Raw genomic sequence first — 24,992 nt, 5'->3', positions numbered from 1 at the left:
TGTTTTTGCTGCTTTCAGCTTGGGGCCTCGTCGCACTGTCGGCGTCTCAAGGTCAACGGCGCCATTGGCCCCGCGATAGCTGACTACGTGGTACGAGGAGTCACGATAGTTGCAGCTGCTGTCGGATAACCGGCAGAGCCAAGGTAAGGAGCAGGGCGAAAACCATGAGGACGCCGTAAGGTATTTTCCGGCTCGTCCGGATTTCGTCGATTCGCACGAAAAAGCCGAGATGTGCGACGCGCAGCGGGACCGGCAGCCGCAGGACCAGCAGCGTCACGATGCCGAGGACGAGGAGCAAGAACGAAAACGGCAGCATTCCGTGCCATCCGACAAAAAGGCCGATCGGCAGGAAAAGCTTGGCGTCTCCTGCGCCAAACAGCCGGAACGCCCATAGCACTACCCCAAGCATGAACATCAGCAGACCGGCCCCGACGTCACCGCCAATTCCGCTCGAAGCAAAAAGTGCCGCGCCGACATCGTCGGACCCAAGTAGCACGACCACCGCGCGCAGCGCATAAAGCGTCATAAGCGCAAGCACAACCGTATTGAGAATCTTCCATGTACGGAAATCGGTCCAGGCGGCATAGAGAAAAAGTAATACTGAAAGCGAATTAATAACAACGACCGCTTCAAGCATAGGCTTCAACCTTTTAGGCTATGATTAGCTATCACGTAACTTCGATTTTCACTCAACTTCGGCGAACTATCCTGTTTTTGCGGTCGACCCCCCGGCCTTTCGTCTTAACCATAAGTATAAATCTCAATTCGTGCGGGTATAAAACAATTGACTAAATTAGAATTAACAGACTATTAATATTCCCAGTCGAGGCGGTCTCGACGACAAGGCGGCCCGGGGGATCTACGGCCGCAACTTACCGGAGGAAAATTCTCGATGAAAGCATTTGTAAACAGCGTACGCGCTTTCGCGCGGGAAGAAGATGGGGTCGCACTCACGGAATACCTTATTCTGCTTGCCTTGCTGGTTGGCGGCGTGATCACGGCGGTGACTCTGGCCGGCACCAATCTGTCAAACGTTTGGACGGCATGGGCGGGATGGTTCACCACCGCGCTCGCCGTCCCAGCCTGATATTGGCCTGCAAGGAAGAGAGGGGTTTTGTTAACCCCTCTCCTCTAAATTAGCAAAAATGAATGGATGCACTCCGTCCAGTGTAGCGAGTAACCGTGATGCGTTCTTCAACGATTCTCAGTCTCGTCATTGCGTTTGTACTCGCGGCAGCAGCAGTTTTCGGCATGCGCGAGTATCTCTCCGACCAGAAGGCCCGGCTGCTGGCGATGAACGGCATGAAGGCCGAGGAACGGACGCTTGTCGTCGCCGCCAAGCCAATGCGCTTCGGCGACCGGATCCGATCCGAAAATCTGAAAGCCATTCCATGGCCCTCCAATGAAACACCTGCAGGCTCCTTCGTCAGCATCGAGACGGTTGTCGGCAACGATGCCCAGCCGCGCTATGCGATGGCGGCGATCGACCCTGGTGAGCCGGTGCTATCCTCGAAAATCACCGGTACCGGCGAACGCGCCACGCTGTCGGCGGCGCTCGACCAGGGCATGAAAGCGGTTTCTATCCGCGTCAACGACGTGCTCGGTGTTGCCGGTTTCGTACGGCCCTCCGACCGCGTCGACGTGCTTTTGACGCGGGTCGTGCGCGGGCCGGCAGGCAATGATCAGACCTTCGTCGACGTGCTTCTGCAAGGCGTCAAGGTCCTGGCGGTGGACCAGACGGCAGACGAGCGCAAGGACGAACCATCCGTCGTCAAAACCGTCACCTTCGAAGTCACGACCGATGAGGCGCAGCGTCTTACCCTCGGCTCCAGTATCGGCACACTGTCGCTGGCGCTTCGCAATGTTGCCTCTTCCTCTGTCGAGCAAACCCGACCGATCACCGTCGCCGACCTTGGTGGCGGGGCGATGGCGACGGAATTGGGCAAGGATCTGGAAAAGAATAAGTTGCCAGAGCCTGAAAAACAAGTGCAGATTGTGGAACAAAAGGTCGAACCGGTGTTGCCGGTCGAGCCGAAATGGGTGACGGTGGGGGTCTGGAACACGACGAAGCGTGAGGAGCACCGAGTCGGCCTGGTCCAGTGATGTTGTTTAGCCGGCATGCCGCTGGTGCGGCTAGCCGAACGAGGGGGCTAAAGCAGGCATGGCGAATGGCAAGAGAAGAATCGCAGCGGCCAAAGGCCTTGCGGCACTGGCGGCAGTGTTTTCGGCCTGTGTGTGTTTTGGGCCTGGATCTGCCGGCTACGCCAGCGCACAGGAAAAATCGGTCACGCTCGGCAAATCTGTCCAGCGCGTGACCCTGCCTCCGAACGCGACGCTGACGATCAATACCGGCCAGGCCTTCGGCGATCTCGTCATCGGCAGTGCCGATATGATCGACGTGGTGCCGCTTTCCGACCGGTCCCTGTTCATCCGCGGCAAGAAGATCGGCGCCACCAATATCTCGGTCTATGGCGACGACAAGTCGCTTCTCGGCGTCATCGATGTCCGCGTTGCCAGCGATTTTAGCGAAGTCGCCTCCGCCATTCGTTCTGCCGCGCCCTCGGCCCGGGTTATCGTGGCCAACTCCAACGACCGCATTCGCCTGACAGGCATGGTCCGTGACGGCGTCGAATTGCAGCGGGTGATGGACATCGCCCAGTCCTATTCCGACCAGCCGGTGCTGAACCAGTTGCGCGTCAGCGACAGCCAGCAGGTGATGCTGGAGGTCCGTGTCATCGAAGCCTCGCGCCAGACGGGTCGTGACCTCGGGATCGGTTGGTCCGGGCACGGCAATAACGGCATCGGCAAGGCAACGACCAGCCAAGGTATCACCGTGGATGATGACGGCAATCTGGCCCGCAGCCTCCTTGACCCCAAGGGTGCGGCGACGGGTATGCTGCCCTTCGGGCAGTTGATCGCCAAGGTGCTGGAAATCTCCGGCGGCCGCATCGACGTGGTCATCAACGCGCTCGAGCAGAAGGGATTGGTGCGTCGCCTGGCTCAGCCGAACCTGATCGCAATGAGCGGCTCGACCGCCAGCTTCCACGCCGGCGGTGAAGTGCCGATCCTGAAGACGACCAACAACGGCACGACAGTCGCCACCGAGACGGACTATCGCCCCTTCGGTGTGCGGCTGACCTTCAAGCCCGTGGTTCTTGATGATGGGCTTATCAATCTGGAGATCGAGCCTGAGGTTTCCGAGCTCGATCCGTCGATCAACGTCAACGGCAATCCGGGTTTCATCTCGCGCGCGGCCAGTACCACGGTCGCACTTCGCGACGGCCAGAGCTTTGCCTTGGCAGGCCTGCTGCAGTCGATTAACGCCAAGGACATCCAGCAATTGCCGGGCCTCGGGAAGATACCGATCCTCGGCGCACTGTTCCGTTCGACGAGTTTCCAGAAGAAGGAATCCGACCTGGTTATCGTCGTCACCCCGCACATCGTGCGGCCGGCCCGTCCGGGGGAGGACCTCTACAGTCCGCTCGACCAGACGCGGTCGTCCAACGACGTCGAACTCTTCGCGCTCGGTGTCCTGGAAGTCGACAAGGACATGCTTCGACGCTTTCGCAACGGCGAAGGCGTGACTGGGCCCTATGGCCACCGTCTCGACCTGAACCAGGGAGTCCAAGCCGTTGCTACAAAACGTTAAGCGCATCCTTCTCGTCTTTGCTGCCGCCGGCCTCGCAACCGGCTGCGCCGACTATATGAACCACCGCGACACGATCACATTCGGGGCCGGCAATGCCGTGGAAGCAAACAAGGCCATCCATATCCAGGATCCGTTCCCGCCGGAAGCCCAGCGAACTCACATCGCAAGCGACGGCAGGGTGATCCGCAGGGCGGTCACGCAATATCAGAACGGCGGGTTGGGCGTTGTTCAGCCCTCGCCAGCCATGGGGGCGGATGGCGCTTCCAACGGGGCATCCGCCACGCAATAGCTGGCGAAAGGCATGAACGGCGGCAGCGCCGGAGGGGAAATGCAAGAAAAGGGGTCATCACGGCGATAACGCCGTGATGGGGGTGGGCCAATGCTGAACAGGGTTGTCAGACGGTTCTGGAACGATCATCGCGGCTATGTCATCGCCTTGACGCTCGTCGCCATGCCAATGCTTCTCGGCTTTTCGCTGCTGGTCATCGATGTCGGCCGCAGCAGCAACCTGCATACCGATCTTCAGAACGCCGTCGATGCGATGGCGCTCGCCGGAGCCCGCGAACTCGATGGCCGTGACGATGCCATTACCAGGGCGCAGACGGCGATCGAGAAAATCGCCAACAGCGCGGCTTTTTCCGGGGGCGGGACCGGCATGTCGCTCGGCTCGCATATATCAGTGGCCTATGACGCTGGAAACGATGCCGGGAGCACTGTTACCGTGCTCTTTCTGAAAAACATCCCAGCCAACGACGATACGCCCATCCCATCGTCGATGGAAACGACAGTGGCCAGCGAAGCTTCCTATGCCTGGGTCATCGCCAAGCCGCAGGCGATGCAGACGATCTTTCCGATCCCGGTCGGATTCACCCGCGATACGATCAACATCGCTGCCGACGCCGTGGCAGTCTATCATGCCAGCGCCTGCGACGTGACACCGATCTTTATCTGCAATCCATTCGAGCCAGCAGGAAACACAAGCGAAAGCGCCAGCGAAGTCGCAGCGACGGCCTTGCACACCAATTTTGCGGCCGGCAATCTCTACGGGCGACAGATCGAGCTTCACAGCACCGCAGCGTCGAATCCCGGTCCCGGCAATTTCGGCTTCCTCCGGACCCCCTTGGGCAATGGTGCATCGGTGCTGGCGGAGGCTCTTGCGACCGGCAATCCCGGTACCTGCTACACCCAGGACAGCCTCGATACGGAGACCGGCGCAAAGGCGGGGCCCGTCGAGGACGGCGTGAATACACGCTTCGGCTTTTACTCATCATCGTTCAACAAGGCGAACGGAGATTATCGTTACCGGCCTGCCCAAAACGTGCGCGCGGCTCAGACAATCACCGGCAAGGGAAAGAAGGCCTGCGATACCTATGATCCAGTCATGGTCGGATCCGTTGTCGGCGATACCACCAAGGCTTTGCCGCTAGGCTACGGAGCGGCGATGACCTCGCTTGCCGGCGGCAAGATCAGCAGCGGCAACAATTGGAATTACGCGACCTATTGGAATGTCGCGCAGGGAACGGCTGCGCCCTCGGCGAGCACGGTCCTCAGCAACTACTCCAGTTATCCGCCGCAGGCGACGGGAGCACCGAGCCAACCCTCCGCTTACGATGTTTATCGCTACGAGCTTGCAAACCCGTCTCTCATCAGCCACGCCTCGGCGAATGGTGAGACCGGAACACCGGCAACGGGTGGCCAGTGCTATACCGGCCCGGATCTTTCGAACTATACGGCGGCCGAATTTGGTGACCGCCGCGAGATCTTCTCGGCCATCGTCAACTGCGGCTACGAAGCCTCGGTCGGCCATCTGAACGGCCACAAGGCCACGCGCGCCGTGGCCTTCGCCCGCATGTTCCTGACCAAGCCGGCGATAAAGGATGCCGGTGAGCGATATCTTTCACTGGAGATGATCGATATCACCGGCAAAGGTGGCCGGGGTACGCTGGACGAATTCCTGCGGGAAGAAGCGGAGCTGGTCAGATGATGGCGCTGCGCAATTTGATCCGGAACTGGCTTTGCCTCGGCTTCTGGCGGCGGGAGGAAGGCGCAGTGCTTGCCGAAGCGCTGCTCGCGATCCCCTTCGTGACGCTCTTTGCCGCAGGGATACTGGAGTTTGGCAGCATTTTCTGGCAGCGCATGCAGATCGACGCAGGCTTGCGCGATGCCGGGCGTTACCTCTCGCGCTGCCGGCCGGCGTCGGGAACCTATGTGCCGACATGCAATCAGGCGACGGCGAAGACGATCGCCTTTTACGGAACGCAGACACCCGCGGCAGACGCTGAACCCCGCGTCCCGGACTGGAAAGACCCTTCCGACATCACCATCACGGCCCCCGATGCGGATGGCAACATCACCATTTCCACTGCTCATCTCTACAAGAGCTCGCCGGTGTTCGGCTTTCTCGGGATCGATGCCATCACCATCAGTTCCTCCCATGAAGAGAGATACATCGGATGGTGACCTCTAGGGCAATCAAGACATTCTGGCAGGATAGCGATGGTGTCAGCCTTGTCGAAGCCCTGCTGACCTTTCCAATCGTCATGCTGGTCTTCGCCGCCTTCATCGAGTTCGGCTATGCCATGTCGCAGTGGAATCAGACGGTCAAGGCACTGCAATATGGTGCTCGTTTGGCGGCCGTATCCGATCCGTTGACGACCAATTTCAATGCCGTTTTCCCGATCGAAGCTGCCGATCCGCTCAATAACGGCAAAGCGGCGCCGAACGATGCAACAATATCCTCGACCTGCGGACCGGCTCTTGCCAACTGCACGACGGCATTGAACCGGATCGTGCTCGGAAGCGACGGCGTTTGCAACGTGGGAACCGACCCCCACCCCGGTATTTGCGACCTGAATTGGCGCATCACGCCGGATAAGCTGATGGTCACCTACCAGCGATCGGGGCTCGGCTATTGGGGCCGGCCGGACGGGCCTGTGCTGACGATGCGGCTGGAGGTGCGCGACATCACCTTCGATCTACCGATCCTCGGCGGACTGTTGGGACTGAACGACATCACCATCCCGGCCCATCCGGTGACGATCACGACGGAAGATCTAAAGACCTGCTCAACCTGCTGACTCCTTTTATCACGCGTAGGAAGGCGAAATGACAGCGCACATGAACATTGCCGCATCCACCAAGATCCTGGTCCTCTCCGACGACGCGGCTGCAGCGAGCTTCATGCTCGATACGTTCGGGTCGCTTTCGCGTTACGATGTCCGCCATCTGGCACTGAAGGCGCTCGGTGAAAAGGGCAGGTTCGATCCGACGCAGTTCGACTTGATCGTTCTCGACGTGGACAGGGGCGAGTCGCTGCAGCGTCCGGAGCTCTTCACGTTTCGCGCCAGCTACCGGGATATCCCCCTCGTCGTCGTTTCCGAAGATCTGCCGGACGACATGCTGCGGCTGCTCTTCCGCCTGAACGGCAATGACTGGCTGAAGAAGCCGCTCGAGCGCCGCGCCCTGATCGACATGATTTCGACCCATGCGCCAGGCACTGGGGCCAGCGACAGCCGGGTGCATGCCGTGGTCTCGGCCGTCGGTGGCGCCGGCGCCAGCATGATCGCCTCATCGCTTGCGCATGTGCTGGCCCAACCGAGCAAGAATTCCAAGCCGCGGGTTGACCTGTTCGACACGGATTTCTGCGCTGGGACACTTGGCTATTATCTCAACCTTGTCAACGATTACGATTTGAAGCCGGTCATCGCCAATCCTTCCCGGGTCGATCTGGAATTCATCGATCTGGTCAAAAAGCGTCATTCAGGAGGCTTTTCACTGCTGTCCTTCAAGCAGCCATCCGTCCTTCTGGCCCCGAAGGGCGGCGAGCTCGTGCTGCGGATGCTCGACGTCGCCGCCTTCGAGAGCGACCACACGATCATCGACATTCCCTATTATGAGACGCCGTGGAAATACGATGTGCTCACTTCGGTCAACAGCATCTGCATCGTCACCGAAATGACGGTTCCCGCGCTTTCTCAAGCCAAGGATTTGTTTGCCAATCTGGTGCGGCTGCGAGGCAGTACGGATCAGATATTCATCGTCATCAACAAATACCGCGCCAAGCTTTTCGGCCTCGGCGTGCGCCGACAACAAACGGAAAAGATATTCAAGGATATCCCGACGCATGTCATTGGGGATGACTGGGAGACCTTGAGCGAGGCGGCCAACCGCGGCGTGCTGCCATTTCAAGTGAATTCCCGGGCGCGCTTCTGCGCCGCAGTCGGCAAACTCGGAGCACTGGTGCGATGAAGGCGATCGACAGTGGACGCATAAGGTCCTGCCCCGCCTATGTCAGCCTTGTGGTTTTGGCAATTTTGGCCGCCGCCGGGGATGCCGCGGCAGCCGCGCTTGTCCCACGAAGCCTTGGGCCGACGACAAGCGCCGTAGTGACGATCGAACAGAACTACGCGCCCGGAACAATCGTCATCGTCACCGCGAACCGTACGCTGGATCTCGTCATCTCCCAGGGACGCGCGATCCGCTACAAGATCGGCGTCGGACGCGACGGCTTTCGCTGGAGCGGTACAGTCAAGGTTGGACGCAAGGCTGAGTGGCCTGACTGGCGCCCGCCTGCCGAGATGAAGGCACGCGCCGCCGGACTTCCGGATCTGGTGCCTGCCGGGCCGCTCAATCCTTTGGGGGCGCGCGGAATCTATCTCTACAAGGGCGGGGCCGACACGCTGTACCGCATTCATGGAACGAACGAGCAGTCGACGGTCGGGGGGTTCGCGTCGTCGGGCTGTTTTCGCATGAGCAATGCCGACGTCATCGATCTCTACGAGAGGGTGAAGGTCGGCTCCACGGTCATTGTAAAATAGTTCAGGGGTGGGAAGCATGGCGAACGGCATCATCGGGCGTTTCTATAAGCAGCAGGAGCCTGAAAGCCCGAAACCTCAGGAGGCGGCCGAGCTGTCTCTGGTCGGCGCTGCTCAGAACATGCCTGCCCAACCGGCTCCTGATAGCGCCGCGGCAGGTGTCGATGACGCTTCGCTCGGGCCGGACCTGGTTTCCGAGCGGGTCAATTTGCACCGCTACCTGCTCGATCGCATCAACCTCGGGATCCTCGACACGCTCGACAACGAGGAGATCGCCACGGAAATCCGGCCATTGGTCAAGGATTATATCCGGAATAACAACTTTCCGCTGAATGCCAAGGAAATCAATGATCTGATCCGCGACATCACCGACGAAATGCTGGGGCTCGGACCGGTCGAGCCGCTGCTGGCCGACGACACCATCGCGGATATTCTGATCAACGGCTACAACAGCGTCTATGTCGAGCGGAACGGCAAGCTCGAGAGCACGGCCGTGCGGTTCAAAGACGAGGACCATCTGCTTCGGGTGATCAACAAGATCGTCTCGGCGGTTGGCCGCCGCGTCGACGAATCGACGCCGATGGTTGACGCCCGCCTCAAGGATGGCTCACGTGTCAACGTCGCCATCAGGCCGATCTCGGTCGACGGACCGCTCGTTTCCATTCGCAAATTCACCCGCAAGCCACTGACATTGGAGCGCCTCGTGCAATACGGCGCCATGGCCGACGCGATGCGCATCCTTCTCAGCGCCGCGGTCAAGGGCAAGGTGTCGATGGTGATTTCAGGCGGCACCGGTTCTGGCAAGACCACCTTGCTCAACGCTCTCTCGTCGCAGATTTCTCCAAAGGAGCGCCTGATCACCATCGAAGATGCGGCCGAACTTCAACTGCAGCAGCCACATGTCGGACGTTTGGAAACCCGACCGCCAACGCTCGACGGACGCAACGAGATCCGCCAACGCGAACTTTTGAAAAACGCCCTGCGCATGCGGCCAGACCGCATCATCGTCGGCGAAGTCCGCGGCGATGAGGCGTTCGACATGCTGCAGGCGATGAACACCGGTCACGAGGGATCGATGACGACGATTCACGCCAACACGCCCCGCGACGCCGTCGGCCGGCTTGAGCAGATGGTCGGCATGGCCGGGATGCCGATGTCGCAGTTGAGCATTCGCTCGCAGATCTCGTCCGCCATCACCGTCATCGTGCAGGTCCAGCGCCTGAGCGACGGCAGCCGCAAAGTCGTCTCGATCTCCGAGATCACCGGCATGGAGGGTGAAGTCGTGCAGATGCAGGAGATCATGAAATTCAAGAAACTCGGCACAGATGAAGGCGGCCGGATCCATGGCGAATTCCGCGCCACCGGCATTCGGCCGCGCTTCGTCGAGGAATTTGCCGAGCTCGGGATCGAGATCCCCGTGGCGATTTTTGATCCCGGTAAACCGCTGCAAACGGGGCCTGTTCAATGACCCTCACTCTGCTTTACGCGGCCGTTTTCACCGCGGCGCTGGTTGCCGTCGAAGCGATCATGCGCGGCTACTTCAAGACATCCGAACGCCACCGCGCCGTGAACCATCGGCTGAGATTGCTCGAGGTCAGCGATGATCACCGCAAGACCTATGGCGACATGCTCAAGGAGCGCGGTGCTGCTGGCAGCTGGCGGCAAATCCCCATGATGCAGCGGCTGCTGCAGTTCTACGCCCAGTCGGGGATCAAGTTCGATGCCAGGCGATTTGCTCTCTTCACCATCGCGGGCGCACTCTTGACGTGGCTGGTCGTTCAGTTCCTTGTGCCGAGCAATCTGTTCAGAGTGCCGATCTTTCTCCTGATCTGCCTCATCATCCCTGCGCTCGTCGTCTGGCGCGCCCGGGCGCGCCGCATGAAGAAATTCGAACTGAAGCTACCTGAAGCGCTCGATGTCGCCACTCGCAGTCTGGCCGCCGGCCACCCGCTGCCGGCGGCGATTTCCTTGGTGGCACGTGAGATGCCTGATCCGATCGGCACCGAGTTCGGCCTCCTCTCGGATGAACTCACCTACGGCGTGACGCTGGACGATGCCCTTGTCAACTTGGCCGACCGGGTCGGCGTCGAGGATCTCAACCTGCTTGCCATATCGCTGAGCGTACAGGCGGGAACCGGCGGCAATCTGGTGGAGATCCTGCAGAACCTTTCGAAGACTCTGCGAGACCGGACAATGCTCAGGGCAAAGGTCAGGGCAATTTCCTCGGAAGGACGCATCACGGCGATCTTCATGTCGGTCTATCCGTTTCTGCTCTACGCGATGATCAAGGCATTGTCGCCGACCTACTTCGATCCCGTCTGGGACAGCGGCCACGGAACCACCGTTGTGTGCGCTTTGCTGGCCGTCATGGCGATCGGGAATGTCATTCTCTACAAGATGGTCAACTTCGAGTACTGAGGCGTTCATGTCGAGTGAGTATGCAATCTACCTCATCGTCTTCTTTGCAGTGCTGATCTTTTCGGCAGCAGCCTCGGAATTGTTTTTTCGACAGCGCGAAGTCTCGGTTCGGGTATCGAAGAGTTCGGCGGCGGCCGGCGAGGAATTCCACCTTGGCGATACCACGATTGCCGATCTCGGCGAGGCGGAAAACCGCCTGATCCGTCGCTATTTCGAGATTACCCGACGTGACACGAATGTGAATTCCACCCAGAACCGGCTGATTCGAGCGGGCTATTTCGCGGCCGGCGCCGTGACCACCTTCCAGGTGGTTCGCGCGGTGATCTGTATCAGCGTGCTCGTCGCGGCGGTCTGGGCCTTAAACCGTGTCGCGCCGAACATGTCGCAGATGGCGACTCTGATCGTTGCCATGTTTGCTGCGGGCGTAACCTTCATTCTGGTCAATATCTATATCGACCGGCGTGGCGCCGCCAAGGAGCGGGAATACCGCCGCCTCTTTCCCGATTTCATGGATATGCTGATCGTCTGCCTCGACGCGGGGATGAGCATCGAGGCAGCGGCGAATCGGGTTGCCCGGGAATTCGTCGACAAGCAGCAGGACTTCGGCCTGCATCTGTCGATCATGATGCTGGAAGTGCGGGGCGGCCGGCGATTGCGCGAGGCGCTCGCGAACCTTGCCACCCGCCTGCGGATCGACGAGGCCCGGGCCCTTTCCGTTCTGTTCCGCCAATCGGAGGAGCTTGGAACCAGCGTAACGCAGACGCTGCGGGTCTACAGCAAGGAAATGCGCGACCTGCGCATTGTGCGCGCAGAGGAAAAGGCAAACGCCCTGCCGGTCAAGATGCTGCTGCCGCTCGGCGCGTTCCTTTTTCCGGTAAGCCTCATCATCGTTCTCGTTCCCATTGTTATCCGCGTCGTCAGTCTTCTCATCGGCATGAAACCCGGCGGTTGAGCCAAGCGAGGTCGTATGCAGCATTCGCTCGAACAGAATCGTAACCACGCCATCATTTCCTTCGATCCGCGTATGCCGGTGGCACCGGCGAGCATAGAACAAGCGGGACTGGATCCGTCGTTCCTATTGCGGCTGGCGTCAAAATGTGCGGCCGAGCAGGATACGATCACGGCATCGTATCTGGCTGAGCGCATGAAACTGCCGAAAGTGATCGTCAATATCCTGATCAAGGAACTCGTGAAACTCGCCTATCTCGAGGCTCGCGGCCTGGCTGGTGAGGATGTACGATCCGATGTTCGATATGCGCTGTCAATGAAGGGGTTCGAATATGCCCACGTGGCGTCGCGTCAATGCCAATATGTCGGACCGGCGCCAGTGTCTCTGGATGCGTTCTGCCGGCAAATCTCTTTGCAGTCCATCCATGACGAGCGCGTCACCCCAGAGCGGCTGACCGAGAGCCTTGACGGGCTGGTGCTCGCAGACGCGCTTGTCGAAAAGCTCGGCCCGGCCCTGAACTCCGGTCGCTCTATCCTGCTTTACGGGCCACCCGGAAACGGAAAGACAAGCATCGCCGAGCGGACGTCACAACTGTTTCGCCAAACCATCTGGGTGCCCTATGCCATCGAGGTCGGCGGCCATGTCATCGGTTTCTATGATGAAGCCGTGCATCACCCCGTATCGGAGGCTGCCACGGAATCCCATCCGAAAGCGGATCAACGATGGATCGAATGCCGCCGTCCGGTGATCAAGACGGGCGGGGAATTGACCCTCGACCAGCTCGATCTCACCTTCAACGCGGGACCAAATGTTTACGAAGCGCCCATCCATCTGAAGGCGTCCGGCGGCGTTTTCATCATCGACGACTTCGGGCGCCAGCAGGTGGCGCCGCAGGCGCTGATCAATCGTTGGATCGTGCCGCTCGAGCGCGGCTATGACTTCCTGACGCTGCATACCGGCAAGAAGTTCAAGGTTCCCTTTGACGAGCTGGTCGTGTTTTCGACGAACATCGCACCGAAGGACCTTTCCGACGAGGCGGGATTGCGGCGCCTCAAGTACAAGATCTTTGTGAACACTCCGTCGCGCGACGAATATATCAGAATTTTCAAGTCCTATGCGAGCGCCACCGGATTGACTGTCTGCGATCCAGACCTGAACCTGTTCTACGATCGCAAGTATGACGGCGATGTGCTAGCCTCTTGCTATCATCCGAAGTATCTTTTGGATTTCGTCGGATCTTACTGCGATTTCAACGGTATAGCGAGAATCGCTTCGCTCGATATGCTCGAGCGGGCATGGGAAGGTGTATTCACGTCGGAATGATTGCGGATTTGGCGCTGAGCACGGCGTCCCGATTCCATCCAGTTAACGGGGGAGTAAACGAATGACCAGCATCCCGAGCATTGACGGCGAAGTAGGCGGCGCGAGACCGAGCAATTTGCGAACAGCTGAACCGAGAGCCGCAAAAAACCCGGTCCTCGTCGGCCTGCTCCTCATGCTCTTGCCGGTGAATGCCGGCGTTCTCATCTACACGGCCAAAAACTCGGCGGATGTTCGCGAGAGCCGCGAGACCATCGCCGCGCTGAAAAGGTCCATTGATGGCCTGAAAGGGCAAATGGAAAAGCAGTCGGGCAACATCGCGAGCAACGCCAAGGCCGACGAACTCGCAGTTATCAGGCAAGAGATGGAAAGCCTGCAAAAGGCTGTGCTTTCGATGAATGAACGGACGCGGAACGTCACTGGCGGAACAGGCTTTGGTTCAGCCTTGGTCCTGAGCGCACCCGGCAAGGAACCGGCACAATTTTTCGCACGCTCACCCAGTGCGCCGCCAGCGGAAACTCGAGATAGCAGTCTTACCTCGATAGAAGCCGCGGGAATTGCTGTCAGTGACCTGCCGCGTTACGAAAGAACACTCTCGCCGGAAGGCCAGCTCATACTTCGGAAGGCACGGTAAACAAACGACATCAGCGAAATCTCTAAAGCGCGCCGCGATCTTTCAGATTCGCTCTTGCGCCCGAGCTCTTTATTTCTCGCATTTCGATGACGCAAAACCGCCGCACACTTCGCGCGACATGTTTAAAGTGATCGCGGACTCTGCCAGGGCGCCGCCCGACGCTCCCAATGGGGCGCTAATCTCGATGCAGACGATCGCTCAAAAGCCTATCACCGCTGAGCGTAATTGACGCTGTTCTTCATCAATTCGAGATTTCGGGCAGTGACTTCGTTTCCGGGATCAAGCTCATAGGCTTTCAGGAAGTACCGTCTGGCAGTGCGCAAGTCACCGCGTAACAGGTGAGAATATCCGATATTGTTATAGTAGACGGGGGTATTGCCGATCATTCGCGCCAGTTGTTGGTAGGCGCGGTCGGAGGTATCGAAGCGGGCAACCATATCGGCCGAGGCCGCAAGGCCTAGCCAGGCGGCCGGATCCTGCGGGAAAACGTCAACAGCTCGCTTGTAAATGGCGTAGGATTTTCCGTAGTTCTTTTCCTGAAACTGCAGTTTCCCGTTGGTGATCAACTCGTCGTTCTTATAGAAGGCGACGGCAGAGTCATCCTCAAGGGTCTTTGCACTATCGCCATAAGCCGCGAGACCGTCGCTGGATGACTGGCAACCAGCCAAAATTGCGCCAGCCGCTATCAAAATCGCAATGCATTTAGTCCCGGCTCTGATCTGCAACATTGGCAATTTGCTCCCCCATCAGACATTCTTACCTGAGATTCGGATGCGTCCCCCGAGAATCATCGTAAAAAAAAGCTAACAACTCAAGAATTTGGGCAAATTGTCGCAAAAAAACGACAGATGCCGTCTTCGCCGGAACGCGCCAACATGGTAAACGCCAACCATTCAGAGTTGGTACCATGTGCCCGCTGATTCTCAGAGTAGAAAATTAATCAGCCTTGCCTACCCTGTTCGTCAGGTCAAAGGATGGAGCGCCTTATGCGGATCGCTATTTTCACCCTGATGCGACTTGGCCCATCGCTGGCTTACGCGATAGCATCGATCTTCATCCTCAGCATGCCGCTCTTGGAAAGCTACCCATCAAGTGCGTCCGCCTGGTGGCTGCATATGACAATTCTTCCTGTCATGCGCGAGCCGATCTATCTGCTTTTGGCAGTACCCGGCGTTGGAATTTGGAGCGCCATGGTCCTGCTGGTGCTTGCATCGATTTTCGGGATTCGAGTGGCTTTGCAACCGCAACGACACCACCGGTCAGGATTCATCCATGCCCATGTCGCGCTGTTCGCGACCGGTCTGGCGATGGGGCGGGCAGCAGTTGCGCAGGCCGGTCTTTCCGACGTTGCGATGCCTCAGCTCCAACGAGGCGACTGGTCGTTCCTGCCGCTGTCGTACTCACCGCTTGGCGCCTTCCTTTTTATATCCGTGTTAGCGGCGTGCATCTGCTGCCATCTCACAATCATCAAGCGGGTTATATCGGCGTGATGCAAAGGAGCCGAACCGCTCTCGCGCAATAGCAATCGCCAGAGTCTCGGCGTTCCTCGCTTGTTCGTAAACATGAGACCCCTCTTTCTTTTTCTTTGTAATTTCCGACATATATTAAACGAATTATGTACGTTCCGCAGATTGTCACGCGGGGATTAAGCTGTTGGCGATGGCAACCGCCAATCTTCACTTTGTTGTTTTTGCTGCTATCGGCTTGGGGCTTCGGCGCACCGTCGGCGTCTGACCGCGCGTCTGTCGTCCTCAAGGTGAACGGCGCCATTGGCCCCGCGATAGCTGACTACGTGGTACGAGGCATTCAGCGTGCTGGCGAGCGTGGAGCGGTCTTGATCATATTGCAAATGGACACACCGGGTGGCCTTGACACCTCAATGCGGGAAATCATCCGCGCGATCCTTGCCTCACCGGTGCCTGTCGCGAGCTTCGTCGCACCAAGCGGGGCACGGGCTGCCAGCGCCGGCACCTATATTCTCTACGCAAGCCACATTGCGGTAATGGCCCCTGGGACCAATCTAGGTGCGGCGACACCAATCGCGCTCGGCGCAAAGCCTTTCGGCGGTGATCAGGAACCCGAAAAGAAGCCGAGCGAACCTGGTGGCAAGCAGGCAGAGGCTCCAGACAATGCCAGCGAGGCAAAAGCCGTTAACGACGCCGTCGCGTACATTCGCGGGCTTGCGGAATTGCGCAATCGCAACGCCGACTGGGCAGAGCGTGCTGTCCGCGAAGCTGCGAGCCTTTCATCGACAGCGGCAGTGCGCGAACACGCCATCGATTTCATGGCAGTTGACGTCGCCGATCTCCTTGCAAAGGCACAAGGGCACATGGTGCGGGTCGGCCAAACGGACGTCCGGCTCGATACCGCCGGTTTGGCCGTGCAGGAATTCGAGCCTGACTGGCGCACGCGCCTGCTTTCCGTCATTACCGATCCGAACATCGCAATCATCCTGATGATGGTCGGTATCTACGGCCTGATCTTCGAGTTTCTCGCACCCGGGACAATGCTTCCTGGCACGATCGGCGGCATCTGCCTCCTCCTCGGTCTCTATGCCCTGGCATTGCTGCCGGTGAGTTTTGCCGGCCTTGGGCTTATTTTCCTCGGCGTCGGATTGACTGTGGCTGAGGCGCATTCGCCAAGCTTCGGCGCTTTGGGCATCGGCGGCGGGATAGCCGCGATCCTTGGAGCAACCATTTTGTTTAATACCGACATACCCGGCCTGGAAGTGTCACGCCCTCTACTCGGCGCAATCGCATTTGCGATTCTTGCCTTTAGCCTTGTCGTTGCTCGCCTGGCATTCACCTCGCGCTTGCGCCAGGTTGCCACGGGTGCAGAGGAGATGATTGGCATTTCCGGTAAGGTTGAGAGTTGGACGGGGCTCACGGGGTATGTCATTGCGCATGGCGAACGCTGGAAGGCGGTTTCCGCCGAACCCCTTGTTGCCGGTGATCTTGTCAGCGTGATCGGCCGCAACGGACTGGCGCTCGAAGTCGCCAGCCATCCAAAGGACACCTAACGGCGCTCAGGAAGCAGGAGGAGGAGTCATGGATATGTTTGCAGATCTTGCCTTCTATTTGGTGATCATTGTCATTTTGGTCGCCATCCTCGCATCGGCGGTCAAGATCCTGAGGGAATACGAACGCGGCGTCGTGTTCACACTTGGTCGCTTTACCGGAGTCAAGGGACCCGGTTTGATTCTGCTCATCCCCTATGTGCAGCAGATGATCCGAGTCGACTTGCGCACGCGCGTACTCGATGTCCCGAGCCAGGACGTCATCTCACATGACAACGTCTCGGTTCGTGTCAGTGCGGTGATCTATTTCAGGGTTATTGACCCCGAGAAGTCGACAATACAGGTCGAGGATTTCATGATGGCGACAAGCCAACTTGCGCAGACGACGTTGCGCTCCGTGCTTGGCAAGCACGACCTCGATGAGATGCTGGCAGAACGTGACAGGCTCAACTCGGATATTCAGGAAATCCTTGACTCTCAGACCGATGCTTGGGGGATTAAAGTAGCCACCGTCGAGATCAAACATGTTGATATCAACGAGTCGATGATCCGTGCGATTGCTCGCCAAGCGGAAGCCGAACGCGAACGCCGCGCAAAAGTTATCAATGCCGAGGGCGAACAGCAAGCTGCAGCCAAGCTACTGGAAGCGGCCGAAATTCTGGCCAAGCAACCGGAGGCGATGCAACTTCGTTACTTGAGCACGTTGAACGTCATCGCGAACGAGAAAACTTCGACGATCTTATTTCCCTTCCCGATGGAGTTGGGCAATCTGATGGCCATTAAGCCGAAGTGATTGTACGGCACTGGCTTTGATTGATGCAGGCTTGGATTTCAACGTTGAAAGCAAAATCAGGCTACGCTCAAGAGAAATAGTCGCATCAAACATGCGCGGATTAGCAACACGATATGACCGCTGCGCCGACAACTACATGGCCGCACGCAAGCTTGTGGCCGCAAGAGTATGGGTCGCCTCATTTTGCGAGTCCGCGTCCTAGCAGCAGATAGTGGCCAGTCAGCCGATTAGCGGGGAATTCTGAGGGGTCCAAGGTGGTTGTGGGCGCCCGACGTGCTATCCGCCTGTTGCGTTTGAGGAAAGCACTTCGAGTTGAAATGACGATGCGATATGTTCCGAATTGCGGCTGCGAGAGTTCGCTTTTTCAGACATGAAACTGATGCGACCCATTGGGTTTGGGTGATCGAGAAACAAGGCCACCGCCGGACGGATCGCAACGGCGGCGACAAACCACGGAATATGGGGAGCAGACAGTGAAACGAGAGGCCAGTTGTTCCTGTGGCCAGCTTTCGATCGCGGCCGATGGAGAAGTCGTCAAGATCTCCGCGTGCCACTGTCAGGCATGCCAGCGTCGCACCGGCAGTGCGTTCGGGGTGGCGGTCTTCTTCAACAAGAAAGACCTGACAATTTCCGGAGTGTCGAACAGTTATTCCAGATCGGGCGATAGCGGGAGATCGATCGAATTTCGGTTCTGCCCGGACTGCGGGTCGACGGTCTACTGGATGCCCGAGTTCCGGAGGAATCTCGTCGCGGTCGCATTGGGATGCTTCGCCGAACCAGCTTCTCTAATTCCGACACAAAGCGTCTACGAGGAAAGGCGCCTGGGGTGGGTGGGATTCAACCTGCCCGGTGCAGGCTGACTCCCGCGACGCTTCGCTCGCCCAGCCGGTGCAGACCGCTGACGGTATTATCAGTTTCCTCACACCCAAAAATGAATTAGTATCACGACATGATATTTTCAGCCACTGCGATAGGCCTGAAGCTCATCGGGTTCGTAAGTCCTGTCTTCCATCGGCTTCCGGAAGCCCCGAAGACGGACGCACGTGAGCATGTTGCTGTGAGCCTCCTGCTCGACGAGTGGTGCAGGCGTTCGGCGATCAGCCGAAGCGATCCGAAGGCTTATGCGACTATTGCAACGATAGTCGCGCACCGAGAGGCGGGAAAAACCATCGAGGAGGTGCGATCCGAGATTTTTTCGGAAGCCGTGACAGACGCCGAAGACAGGGAATAGGGGAACAGATGCGCAGATTCGACCTGGTGGATAGTCAAACCGCCTCGGCCTATCCGGGGCACGTGATCGTCGTCGCGGGCGACGAAGTCAGGACAACCGGCGAACTGGCGATCAGAGGCCAACCTCATCAAGGCGAGGCGGAACCTCTCGAAACCGCCATTCATCAAGCCCTCCTAGTAAGGCAGAGGGACGCGTTGCCGATTGCGGTAAAAGACGCTCTGGGACTGTGGCCGCCGAGGCTTGGCGAACTGGTTCCATGGACCCTGTAACGGATCGCTTGTAGGCGGCGGCCGCGATAACGTACAGGTCTGCCAGACGTCTGCAGCTCATCTGAGGTGAAGATGACTCTTATGGTGAGTGAGGTCTTTCATCTTGATTCCGATAATCCATCCGCTGAACCGGACGGCCCTTTTGGAAGCCTTGCATGATATTCACTCGCTCCGTCTTTGTGGGGGGCCGGCCTTTTAAGGTATCTTGCGACCGCTGATCCTGCGGCCATCATCTCACGGATAGCATTTGGAAGACGAAAACCATCAGATGATGATCGAGGGGTGATCGTCGCGACCCCGAACCGTCACAAGTCTGCTTCGGAGAACAGTTCGACGACCCAGTCGAGAAAGACCCGCACCCGCGGCGAAAGCTGGCGATTCTGCGGGTAGAGCGCGGTAAGCGGTGTCGGCGGGGGAAGAAAGTCGGCGAGAACCTCGACCAGCGTCCCCTCGTCCAGATCCCGCTGCAGGCGGTAACGCGGTGCCTGAATCAGGCCGAAGCCGAGGCGGGCGAGATCGGACATCGTGTCGGAGTTGTTGACCGTTAGCCGGCAGGGCAAGGTTACGAAGCGGACAGTGCTGCCGACCGTGAACTCGAGCGGCATGATCTGCCCGGTGCGGGACGATATGAAACCAACGGCGCGGTGTCCCTCCATAGCGGCGGGGGAGCGTGGTATTCCGTGCTTCGCTATATAGGCTGGGCTGGCACAGGTGATTTCAGCGATCAAACCGAGGCGGCGCATGATCAGGCCGCTATCAGCAATCTCTCCGGCGCGGATCACGCAGTCAATACCCTCCCTGACGAGATCTACCAGCCGGTCGCCCTGCCCGATCTGAAGGTCCAGCAGAGGATAACGATCGAGGAACTCATTGAGCCGCGGCAACAGGAATGTGCGTGTCAGCAAGGGATGGGCGTCGACGCGCAGCAGGCCGCGCGGTTGCATATCACGGAAGACGTTTTCCGCCTCGTCTACCTCCGCGAGGATCGCAACACATCGCCTGTAGAAGGCCGCGCCGTCCAGTGTCGGCGCGACGTGCCGGGTGGTTCGCTCGAGAAGCCGAACGCCGAGATCGTCTTCCAACTGCTTGATCGCCTCGGTGGCCGTGGAACGGGCAAGGCCAAGGTCGGACGCCGCCGCGGCGAAGCTACGCCGCTCGACGATCCGGATGAATAGATGCATGCGGTCAAGCCGATCCATGCCTTTATTCACCACAGCCGAATTCTATTGTCAAATGTTAGCAGATTGTTCTGACGAGGCATCCGCAATATCTCCTGTTCCGTCAAATAGGAGAAAGGTGCCATGACCATCAAAGGACAGCGCGTCGCTATCGTCACCGGCGCATCGAAAGGCATCGGCCGAGCCATTGCGCTTCGGCTGGCGAAAGACGGCATCGCCGTCGTGGTGAATTACGCAAGCAGCCGTCAGGCGGCTGATGCGGTCGTCGCAGACATTGAAATGGGCGGTGGGAAGGCTCTCGCGGTGCAGGCTGACATAAGCGGTCCGACCGCGGCTGCCGATCTGTTCACCGCGGCCGAAGAGCGCTTCGGCGGGGCTGATATCCTGGTCAACAATGCCGGCATCATAAGGCTGGCTCCGATTGCCGATATGGACGACGCGAGCTTCGAACAGCAGATCGCCATAAACCTCACAGGGACATTCCGCGCCGTACGCGAAGCAGCCCGTCGTCTCCGCGATGGTGGGCGCATCATCAATTTCTCGTCCAGCGTCGTCGGCGCTTACGGGCCGACTTACGGTATCTATGCGGCAAGCAAAGCGGCCGTCGAGGCGATCACGCACGTCGCCTCGAAGGAACTCGGCCGGCGCGGCATTACCGTCAATGCGGTCGCGCCCGGCCCCGTCGAGACCGAACTGTTCATGTCCGGCAAGCCCGACGACCTGGTCCAGAGAATCATCGGTACCATTCCGCTGGGGCGCCTGGGCCAACCGGATGACATTGCCTCGGTCGTTTCCTTCCTCGCCGGTCCCGAAGGCGGCTGGGTGAACGGCCAGGTACTACGCGCCAATGGCGGCATGATCTGAAGCAGAACCCCAAGAAAGGAGAGTCCCATGCCATTCGTTAACATAAAGACCCCCGAAGGCGCGCTCAGCCGCTCCCAGAAGGAAGAAATCGTACACCGCGCCACCGACATGCTGGTAGAGTATTTCACCGAGGCGGCACGGCCACACACAATGGTGCTGATCGAGGAAGTGAAGGACGGCGGTTACGGGCGTGCGGACGAGATTTTCATCCTTCCGGATGCCTATCGCGTCAAAGAAGACAGTTGATTCCGGGAGTGATCGGAACTGGTGCGGAGGTTCCGCACCAGTTCGCCGCCCTGGGCACAGTGGCGGCAATCACTCGTAGAGCTGATGAATTCGTGGCCGCTCGCTGAAGAAAGATGGGTTTCACTAATCTGGAGAGAGCTGCCGGCAGGGAAAGCCGGCCATAACACAGAAAAGAAATCCAACGACCGTGTCGACTGTTGCAGCCGTCCCGGTTTACTCGCGCCAGGAAAAATCAGCGTCATGCAGACGGTCCCAAAGCCGAAAGGGATCGCTTCGAGCCTGTTCCGCCTGGCGATTTACTCAACGACTAGGCGGCGGCCGGCGCGCAGCGGTTCACCTCAATGCCGCATTCATATGCCTTTGAGCCGGTTGGGGTGGTGTTGCGCGGACCTGGCCCCTCAAGCGCCCAGCGCTCGCCATTGTTGAAGCTCGTCGCGGTCTCGATCAGCGCGTCCGCGAAACTCGCCGACATGCCGCTTGCGATCATGCCCGCGCGGGCATCCGCGTATGGCACAGTCTGGTAAACAGCTTTCCGGCCGATGGCACTGCCGAGGATGTCGGTCGCCTTAGTGAGCGTGTAGTGCCCGCCGCCATGCAGTTCGATGACGCGGTCCCGCGGCCAGTGCCGTGAGTGGAACCAAATCCTGCATCGGCGTATTCTTTCGGAACTACCTTCATAGCGGGTAGCAAATGGCCTTGCGCATCAAACGAATCTACGAGCCGAAAGAAGACAAGGACGGCACGCGTATTCTGGTCGACAGGCTGTGGCCGCGCGGCTTGAAGAAGCAGGGGGCGGCCGTCGATGCCTGGTTGAAGGACATCGCGCCGAGTCCGGCGCTGCGCCGATGGTTCGGCCACGATCCCGCCAAATGGAGCGAATTCCAGCGCCGCTACCGTGAGGAGCTCAAAAAGAACTCATCGGCCGTGGAAGAGCTCGAACGCCGGATCGGGCACTCGGACGCCACACTTCTCTATGCGGCGAAAGATCAGGCCCACAATCATGCGATCGTACTTCAGCGCTTCATCAGGGAAAACTGAACCCACGATAGGCAACCATTTCCGCTTCGAAAATACCCGGGAACCTTTTCGATCTATCTGCATCCAATGCTCGCTTCCATCTGACATAGGAGATAGATCATGTTGAAACGAATGCTCGCCGCAACCTGCATCGCGGCGGCGCTCGGCACGGCCTCAATCGCTGCCGACGCCAAGCCGACCGACCCTCAGATCGCCCATATCGCCTATACGGCCGGGCAGATCGATGTCACCGCCGCGGAGCAGGCGTTGAAGAAGAGCAAGAATACCGAGGTTATCGAATTCGCAAAAACCATGGAGCGCGACCATAAGGCCGTCAACGACCAGGCGCTCGCCCTCGTCAAGAAGCTGAAAGTGACGCCGGAGGACAACGAGATCAGCCAGTCGCTCTCGACCCAGGCGAGCAAGGAACTGACGACGCTTGACGCGCTCGACGGCGCAGCCTTCGACAAGGCCTATGTCGAAAACGAGGTCGCCTATCACAAGTCGGTCAACGATGCCCTTGCCAAGGTACTGATCCCTTCCGCTCAGAACAAGGAGCTGAAATCGTTGCTGGAAACGGGCCTGACCCTGTTCAAGCAACACCAGACGCATGCCGAGCATCTCGCTTCGATGATCAAATAGGCCTGCGATGAGATCGCTGACGAAATTGCCGCCGCTGTTGTTGGCGCTGCTCTGGGCAAGCAGCGGAGTCGCCTCAGCGGCGGAATATCAGGTCAACATCGCAGCCATGAAATTCGATGCGCCGCCTGCCAAGCTGCATGTCGGCGATGTGATCGTCTGGCGAAACGATGATATATTCCGGCATACGGCGACGGCTCGCGACAAGAGCTTCGATGTCGACCTGCCGCCGAAATCGGAGGCGCGGATGACGGTCGGCCGGGCGGGAGCGGTCGATTTCTATTGCCGCTTTCATCCCGCGATGACGGGCAAACTGGACGTCCGGCCGTAAGGCCGCGCTCCGATCCAAAGCAATGCGGAGATTTGCATGACAGCCATTGCGGTTCCGGTCGCGCGACGCCGGCAGAACATATCAACACTCCCCGATGCCGAGCTCGTGTCCCTCGCAAAGCAGGGTGACGAGCCCGCCATCCGCGCCATTGTCCAGCGTCACAACCAACGCCTGTTCCGCACCGCGCGCGCCATCATCCGCAGCGATTGGGAAGCGGAAGACGTCGTGCAGGCCGCCTATGTCAAGGCCTTCACCAATCTGGCGACATTCCGGGGCGAGGCCGAGCTTTCGACATGGCTGACCCGGATAACGCTTAACGAAGCACTGGGCCGCGTGCGCGCACGAAAGAACACCACCGGGCTTGAGGAAATCGACATGCAGACGACATCGCGGGGCGGCGAAGTCCTCCAGTTCCCCTCCTCGCTCTCCGCAACCGATCCGGAAAGCGAGCTGTCGCGAAGCCAGGCGCGGCATCTTCTCGAACAGGCCGTCGACGACCTTCCGGATGAATTTCGCGCCATCTTCGTGCTTCGCGAGGTCGAGGGCATGAGCACGGAGGAGGCCGCATCCTATCTCGGCATCAAACCCGAAACCGCCAAGACGCGGCTGCATCGGGCGCGCAAGCTGATGCGCCAGTCGATCGAGAAACAGCTCTCCGGCGCATTCTCTGCGCTGTTTCCCTTCGACGGCGCCCGTTGCGCCTCCATGGGCGATCGCGTCATCGCAAGTTTCGGGTCCCAGGCTTGATGCGCATATTCAGCGGTACGCTTGTATCCGAGCCTTTGCTCGTGTGTGAGGTCGGCATGGCAAGCTCCTGTTTGCACCTATGTAGCGTAACGACAATATCTTTACAGTGATTTGCAAAGGCATTGTCATTACACAATGCACGCATCCCCAATTCGCGGCTGCACGCCATACAAACCTTCTTGGATGCCGCACAAGGAAATCGGGAATGCGGGCGCCTGATCAGAAATGAACCTTGATGAACCAAAGTGGTTCACTTACATTCATAATGAACTGGAAAGGGAATATTCATGACAGCATTCACAATTCGCGTGCCTGACGACGTAGCCGAGCGCCTAAACCAACTAGCTCAGAAGCTCCACCGTTCCCGCTCATATATGGCTGCGCAGGCCATTGAGGATTTTATAGCACGTGAGGAATGGCAGCTCGCAGAGATCGAGGCCGGAATTGCCGACGCAGACCGGGGCGATTTTGCCAGTGACGATGACGTCGCACGCGTGGTCAGCAAATACATCAAGACGACGTCTCTGTCATGAAGGCGAGGCGCATCCGTTGGACTGTTCGGGCGGTGCGACGGCTGGACGAGATCGGCGCATATATCGAACATGACAACCCGGATGCTGCAGCCCGGGTTATCGCTCGTCTCGTAGCGTCAGTTGATATGCTGGTAGATCTGCCTACAGCAGGACGTGTCGGTCGCATCGCAGGCACGCGTGAACTTGTACTGTCCGACATTCCCTACATCATACCCTATAGGGTTCGTCAGGATGTTGAAATCATCACCGTGATGCACTCTTCTCAGAAATGGCCTACGAGGCTGTAAGTGACCATGTCCAGTGGACCGTATCCCAGCAGCGACCGAGCAAAATGCGGAAGCAGT

At 58.8% G+C, this 24,992-nt stretch carries 31 protein-coding genes; 27 read left to right on the top strand and 4 right to left on the bottom strand.

What is annotated here, in order from left to right; all coding sequences use genetic code 11:
• Positions 1-100 precede the first annotated feature (100 nt).
• Positions 101-637, bottom strand: coding sequence for a prepilin peptidase (locus J2J99_RS24860; protein ID WP_168297406.1), 537 nt, complete (start codon positions 635-637; stop codon positions 101-103).
• A gap of 255 nt (positions 638-892) precedes the next feature.
• Here J2J99_RS24860 and J2J99_RS24855 point away from each other — a divergent pair, with 255 nt between their 5' ends.
• The 14 genes from J2J99_RS24855 (at position 893) to J2J99_RS24790 (ending at position 13,784) form a co-directional block, all read left to right on the top strand.
• Positions 893-1,087 carry a Flp family type IVb pilin gene (locus J2J99_RS24855; RefSeq protein ID WP_064831933.1) on the top strand — a complete coding sequence of 65 codons (195 nt, stop codon included), beginning with the start codon at positions 893-895 and terminating at the stop codon, positions 1,085-1,087.
• A 98-nt stretch (positions 1,088-1,185) separates the two neighbouring features.
• Positions 1,186-2,103 carry a Flp pilus assembly protein CpaB gene (gene cpaB, locus J2J99_RS24850; RefSeq protein WP_168297407.1) on the top strand — a complete coding sequence of 306 codons (918 nt, stop codon included), beginning with the start codon at positions 1,186-1,188 and terminating at the stop codon, positions 2,101-2,103.
• 58 nt (positions 2,104-2,161) lie between these two features.
• A complete protein-coding gene (locus J2J99_RS24845) occupies positions 2,162-3,649 on the top strand; it encodes a type II and III secretion system protein family protein (protein WP_168297408.1) in 1,488 nt (495 codons plus the stop codon).
• Positions 3,633-3,938, top strand: coding sequence for a hypothetical protein (locus J2J99_RS24840; protein ID WP_168297409.1), 306 nt, complete (start codon positions 3,633-3,635; stop codon positions 3,936-3,938). Before J2J99_RS24845 ends, J2J99_RS24840 begins: the two co-directional genes overlap by 17 nt.
• Positions 3,939-4,028: 90 nt before the next feature.
• Positions 4,029-5,633 (top strand): TadE/TadG family type IV pilus assembly protein, encoded by a 1,605-nt coding sequence (locus J2J99_RS24835; RefSeq protein ID WP_168297410.1) that lies wholly within the window; start codon positions 4,029-4,031, stop codon positions 5,631-5,633.
• The gene (locus tag J2J99_RS24830; protein ID WP_168297411.1) at positions 5,630-6,109 is read left to right on the top strand and encodes a TadE/TadG family type IV pilus assembly protein; all 480 of its coding nucleotides are present in this window, start codon (positions 5,630-5,632) and stop codon (positions 6,107-6,109) included. Before J2J99_RS24835 ends, J2J99_RS24830 begins: the two co-directional genes overlap by 4 nt.
• A complete protein-coding gene (locus J2J99_RS24825) occupies positions 6,103-6,726 on the top strand; it encodes a TadE/TadG family type IV pilus assembly protein (protein WP_168297412.1) in 624 nt (207 codons plus the stop codon). Before J2J99_RS24830 ends, J2J99_RS24825 begins: the two co-directional genes overlap by 7 nt.
• A gap of 28 nt (positions 6,727-6,754) precedes the next feature.
• A complete protein-coding gene (locus tag J2J99_RS24820) occupies positions 6,755-7,897 on the top strand; it encodes a pilus assembly protein (RefSeq protein WP_168297413.1) in 1,143 nt (380 codons plus the stop codon).
• On the top strand, positions 7,894-8,466 hold the full coding sequence (locus J2J99_RS24815) for a L,D-transpeptidase (protein WP_168297414.1): 573 nt from the start codon (positions 7,894-7,896) through the stop codon (positions 8,464-8,466). The genes J2J99_RS24820 and J2J99_RS24815 overlap by 4 nt, the downstream gene beginning before the upstream one ends.
• A gap of 16 nt (positions 8,467-8,482) precedes the next feature.
• Positions 8,483-9,931, top strand: a complete 1,449-nt coding sequence (locus J2J99_RS24810) for a TadA family conjugal transfer-associated ATPase (RefSeq protein ID WP_168297415.1) — start codon at positions 8,483-8,485, stop codon at positions 9,929-9,931.
• Positions 9,928-10,881 carry a type II secretion system F family protein gene (locus J2J99_RS24805; RefSeq protein WP_168297416.1) on the top strand — a complete coding sequence of 318 codons (954 nt, stop codon included), beginning with the start codon at positions 9,928-9,930 and terminating at the stop codon, positions 10,879-10,881. Before J2J99_RS24810 ends, J2J99_RS24805 begins: the two co-directional genes overlap by 4 nt.
• 7 nt (positions 10,882-10,888) lie before the next feature.
• Positions 10,889-11,833, top strand: a complete 945-nt coding sequence (locus J2J99_RS24800) for a type II secretion system F family protein (RefSeq protein WP_168297417.1) — start codon at positions 10,889-10,891, stop codon at positions 11,831-11,833.
• 15 nt (positions 11,834-11,848) lie between these two features.
• The gene (locus J2J99_RS24795; RefSeq protein WP_168297418.1) at positions 11,849-13,153 is read left to right on the top strand and encodes an ATP-binding protein; all 1,305 of its coding nucleotides are present in this window, start codon (positions 11,849-11,851) and stop codon (positions 13,151-13,153) included.
• Positions 13,154-13,214: 61 nt separating this feature from the next.
• Complete coding sequence (locus J2J99_RS24790) at positions 13,215-13,784, top strand: hypothetical protein (protein ID WP_168297419.1); 570 nt, start codon at positions 13,215-13,217, stop codon at positions 13,782-13,784.
• Positions 13,785-13,993: 209 nt separating this feature from the next.
• Here J2J99_RS24790 and J2J99_RS24785 read toward each other — a convergent pair whose 3' ends face one another.
• Positions 13,994-14,512, bottom strand: coding sequence for a tetratricopeptide repeat protein (locus J2J99_RS24785; RefSeq protein ID WP_168297420.1), 519 nt, complete (start codon positions 14,510-14,512; stop codon positions 13,994-13,996).
• Between the two features lie 258 nt (positions 14,513-14,770).
• Here J2J99_RS24785 and J2J99_RS24780 point away from each other — a divergent pair, with 258 nt between their 5' ends.
• From J2J99_RS24780 to J2J99_RS24760, 5 genes are all read left to right on the top strand, one after another.
• Entirely contained in the window at positions 14,771-15,274 is a 504-nt protein-coding gene (locus J2J99_RS24780; RefSeq protein ID WP_168297421.1) for a hypothetical protein, read from the top strand.
• 125 nt (positions 15,275-15,399) lie between these two features.
• The gene (locus J2J99_RS24775) at positions 15,400-16,803 is read left to right on the top strand and encodes an NfeD family protein (protein WP_168297422.1); all 1,404 of its coding nucleotides are present in this window, start codon (positions 15,400-15,402) and stop codon (positions 16,801-16,803) included.
• A 28-nt stretch (positions 16,804-16,831) separates the two neighbouring features.
• Positions 16,832-17,593 (top strand): slipin family protein, encoded by a 762-nt coding sequence (locus J2J99_RS24770; RefSeq protein WP_168297423.1) that lies wholly within the window; start codon positions 16,832-16,834, stop codon positions 17,591-17,593.
• 473 nt (positions 17,594-18,066) lie between these two features.
• Complete coding sequence (locus tag J2J99_RS24765; RefSeq protein WP_168297424.1) at positions 18,067-18,453, top strand: GFA family protein; 387 nt, start codon at positions 18,067-18,069, stop codon at positions 18,451-18,453.
• Positions 18,454-18,832: 379 nt separating this feature from the next.
• Positions 18,833-19,093: a hypothetical protein gene (locus tag J2J99_RS24760; RefSeq protein ID WP_168297368.1), complete on the top strand. Its 261-nt coding sequence runs from the start codon at positions 18,833-18,835 to the stop codon at positions 19,091-19,093.
• A gap of 305 nt (positions 19,094-19,398) precedes the next feature.
• Here J2J99_RS24760 and J2J99_RS24755 read toward each other — a convergent pair whose 3' ends face one another.
• Entirely contained in the window at positions 19,399-20,292 is an 894-nt protein-coding gene (locus tag J2J99_RS24755) for a LysR family transcriptional regulator (RefSeq protein ID WP_168297425.1), read from the bottom strand.
• 102 nt (positions 20,293-20,394) lie between these two features.
• Here J2J99_RS24755 and J2J99_RS24750 point away from each other — a divergent pair, with 102 nt between their 5' ends.
• Entirely contained in the window at positions 20,395-21,135 is a 741-nt protein-coding gene (locus tag J2J99_RS24750; RefSeq protein ID WP_168297426.1) for an SDR family oxidoreductase, read from the top strand.
• 27 nt (positions 21,136-21,162) lie between these two features.
• Entirely contained in the window at positions 21,163-21,381 is a 219-nt protein-coding gene (locus J2J99_RS24745; RefSeq protein ID WP_168297427.1) for a tautomerase family protein, read from the top strand.
• Positions 21,382-21,688: 307 nt separating this feature from the next.
• Here J2J99_RS24745 and J2J99_RS24740 read toward each other — a convergent pair whose 3' ends face one another.
• Positions 21,689-21,868, bottom strand: coding sequence for a hypothetical protein (locus tag J2J99_RS24740; RefSeq protein WP_168297428.1), 180 nt, complete (start codon positions 21,866-21,868; stop codon positions 21,689-21,691).
• 203 nt (positions 21,869-22,071) lie between these two features.
• Between J2J99_RS24740 and J2J99_RS24735 the strand changes: the two genes are divergently transcribed.
• The 6 genes from J2J99_RS24735 (at position 22,072) to J2J99_RS24710 (ending at position 24,935) form a co-directional block, all read left to right on the top strand.
• Positions 22,072-22,419, top strand: a complete 348-nt coding sequence (locus J2J99_RS24735; protein ID WP_168297429.1) for a DUF488 domain-containing protein — start codon at positions 22,072-22,074, stop codon at positions 22,417-22,419.
• 99 nt (positions 22,420-22,518) lie between these two features.
• Positions 22,519-23,040 carry a DUF4142 domain-containing protein gene (locus J2J99_RS24730; RefSeq protein WP_168297430.1) on the top strand — a complete coding sequence of 174 codons (522 nt, stop codon included), beginning with the start codon at positions 22,519-22,521 and terminating at the stop codon, positions 23,038-23,040.
• A gap of 7 nt (positions 23,041-23,047) precedes the next feature.
• Positions 23,048-23,368, top strand: coding sequence for a cupredoxin domain-containing protein (locus J2J99_RS24725; RefSeq protein WP_168297431.1), 321 nt, complete (start codon positions 23,048-23,050; stop codon positions 23,366-23,368).
• A gap of 36 nt (positions 23,369-23,404) precedes the next feature.
• Complete coding sequence (locus J2J99_RS24720; protein ID WP_168297432.1) at positions 23,405-24,115, top strand: RNA polymerase sigma factor; 711 nt, start codon at positions 23,405-23,407, stop codon at positions 24,113-24,115.
• Between the two features lie 287 nt (positions 24,116-24,402).
• Positions 24,403-24,648, top strand: a complete 246-nt coding sequence (locus J2J99_RS24715; RefSeq protein WP_168297433.1) for a CopG family ribbon-helix-helix protein — start codon at positions 24,403-24,405, stop codon at positions 24,646-24,648.
• Positions 24,645-24,935, top strand: a complete 291-nt coding sequence (locus J2J99_RS24710) for a type II toxin-antitoxin system RelE/ParE family toxin (RefSeq protein ID WP_168297434.1) — start codon at positions 24,645-24,647, stop codon at positions 24,933-24,935. The genes J2J99_RS24715 and J2J99_RS24710 overlap by 4 nt, the downstream gene beginning before the upstream one ends.
• Positions 24,936-24,992 lie beyond the last annotated feature (57 nt).

It is taken from the genome of Rhizobium binae (assembly GCF_017357225.1).
In the GTDB taxonomy this organism is placed as follows: domain Bacteria; phylum Pseudomonadota; class Alphaproteobacteria; order Rhizobiales; family Rhizobiaceae; genus Rhizobium; species Rhizobium binae.
Note: the sequence above shows the minus strand (reverse complement) of the source record. Positions and strands in the feature narration are given on the sequence as shown.